Source organism: Chamaesiphon sp. OTE_8_metabat_110 (assembly GCF_031382685.1).
Lineage (GTDB): Bacteria > Cyanobacteriota > Cyanobacteriia > Cyanobacteriales > Chamaesiphonaceae > Chamaesiphon.
In genome coordinates, this window is record NZ_JANMZA010000132.1 from 1 (window position 1) to 2,388 (window position 2,388).

1 protein-coding gene is annotated in these 2,388 nt (G+C 45.3%); it reads right to left on the reverse strand.

Annotated features, from left to right (window positions below):
* Nucleotides 1-612: 612 nt before the first annotated feature.
* Complete coding sequence (locus tag RMO52_RS04625; protein WP_310411318.1) at nt 613-2,352, reverse strand: ABC transporter ATP-binding protein; 1,740 nt, start codon at nt 2,350-2,352, stop codon at nt 613-615.
* Nucleotides 2,353-2,388: the final 36 nt, after the last annotated feature.

Consider the following 2,388-nt stretch of genomic DNA (forward strand, 5'->3'; position numbering starts at 1 on the left):
TAATCTTTGACTAATAAGATGAGATTGGGGTCATCATCGATTAATAGTAGTCGCTTGCGGTCTTTTCCACCAACTGCTTTCATAATCTTCTGACTAAAGTTAACCGTTTGTAACGATCGATAATTTGTATTTAACCATCAAATTGAGTCGAGATGATAACTAATATTCAACTTATTAAAACAAAATAGCTTCAACAAGAAAGATATCATTGTTACCAGTGACTCAACAACGATCGCGAGTACGTTCACACACAATCGGTTGGCGATTACCAACTAGGATCTACCCGCAACTATCGGCGGCGGCGGGATAGTCTAACGATCTAAACCAGCTCATGAAACTTTTGTGGAGTCAATTCTCACTCGATCGAGTGAATGGAACCGGAGTGGCTTAGAACACAGGTGTCTATAGATAATACTCCAAGAATGCGATCGAGTGGTAATCATCTATTTTAGCTACTCTTAAGCTAGTAATATGGTGAGATTGGAGATTATTTGACACGGCGCTGACAAGTACGGAGTGATTAATGTCGATGGAGATCGGCTCGATCGTGGGTTGCGATCGAGAGTCGTAATCGATTCTTGGTGAGTGCCAGTCTTACCTGGCAATGCTGTACTAATGGAGCAACTCTTCCAATTGGTTCTGACTACACAGCCACTGATACAAACCTGCACGGGCGATTAATTCCTGGTGAGTGCCAGTTTGCACGATTTCACCCTTATCCATTACTAGAATGCGATCGGCTGTCGCGGCGGCGGATAATTGATGGGTGATAAACAGCACCGTCCGTTTCTGCCCAGATTGGGACAAGTTTTGGAGAATGGCTGTGGCTGTCTGATTGTCTACACTTGAGAGGGCGTCATCGAGGATCAGAATCGGTGCGTTTAGCAGCAAGGCACGGGATAGGGCTGTCCGTTGGCGTTGTCCGCCGGAAAGGGTGATGCCGCGTTCGCCGACAATCGTGTCGTACTGTTGGGAGAAGTTGAGGATTTCGGTGTTAATCTGTCCCCATTTAGCCGCTGTCTCGACAGCATCATGGCTTGCTAAAGGATCGCCATAACGAATATTATTCTCGATCGAGGTACTAAACAAGAAGCTTTCTTGCGGTACATAGGCGATCGCCGAGCGCAAGTCCGCTAAACTCAATTGATGAACGTCATAACCATCAATAAATAGACTCTGCTCGGGGATTTCTAATAACCGAGGTAAGGCATTTGCCAATGTCGATTTACCCGCGCCGATCGGCCCGACGATCGCGATCGTTTCGCCTGCTTCGATTGTAAAATTAAGTTGCTTGAGTGCTGGCGTCTGGGCACCAGGATAAGTATAGCTAAAATTCCGAGCGACAATCTGACCTTTGATGGGCGTATCTAAATGAATTGATGTCGGTAAATCGGCGATCTGCGGACGATTGAACAGGATCGCTTCGACTCGATCGATACTAACTTCCCCACGCTGGTAAGCTGTAATTGTGAATCCTAGCAAGGCAGTAGGAAAAATTAGATTTTGAGCGAAAATAATTAAGGATAAGAAGTCACCGACGGTGATCTGGTTATCGACGATCGCTAAGCCCCCTTGCCACAATAATACTAGCAAACTAATTGAGGCTAACCCTTGAATGATTGGAAAAATTGTATTTCTGAGTTGAGCTAATTTGAGGTTAGCTGTAAACAACTCATTGTTTTTATGGCGGAATGCTTTGCGCTCGTTTTCTTCTTGAGCATAGATTTTAATCAAAGCAATCCCACTCATATCCTCTTGAATCAACTCACTCAAATCCGAGATCGATTCTTGCACCGTTACCTGTTGCGTGCGAAGTTGTCCGCTAAACAGTTGAACGACGATCAACATCAATGGATAGACAGCCAATGCCATCAGCGTGAGCTTGACATTAATCGACAACATCGCGGGTAAAGTCAGCGCGTAAGCAAATACGATATTTGCCGTACTCAATACCGCAAATCCCACCAGCCGCATGATGTTTTCCACATCACTCGTAAATCGATTGACGAGATCTCCCACCGTCATCGTCACAAAATACCCCGGCTCCAAACTCAGAATGTGCTCGAAGATATCTTGCTTCATTTTGGCTTGTACTTGTCGCCCCACCCCAAAAATCGCAATCCGTGATGCCATTCTGACTATCCACATAATTGATGTCAATAGCACCAGAAAGATCGCCAGTCGAGTGAGATATTCGCTAGTAAATGAAGTTTTTAGTCGATCGATCCCTTCCCTAATTAACAGGGGAATATAGACACTCAAAGCATTGACGACAAACAGCGCACCAATACCCTGAGCAACTTGCCATCTGTAAGGATCGAGATAATTGAGCAGCTTTTGAAATCGCGACATTGATTAGGAGATGGGGGATGGGGGACGGGGAGACGG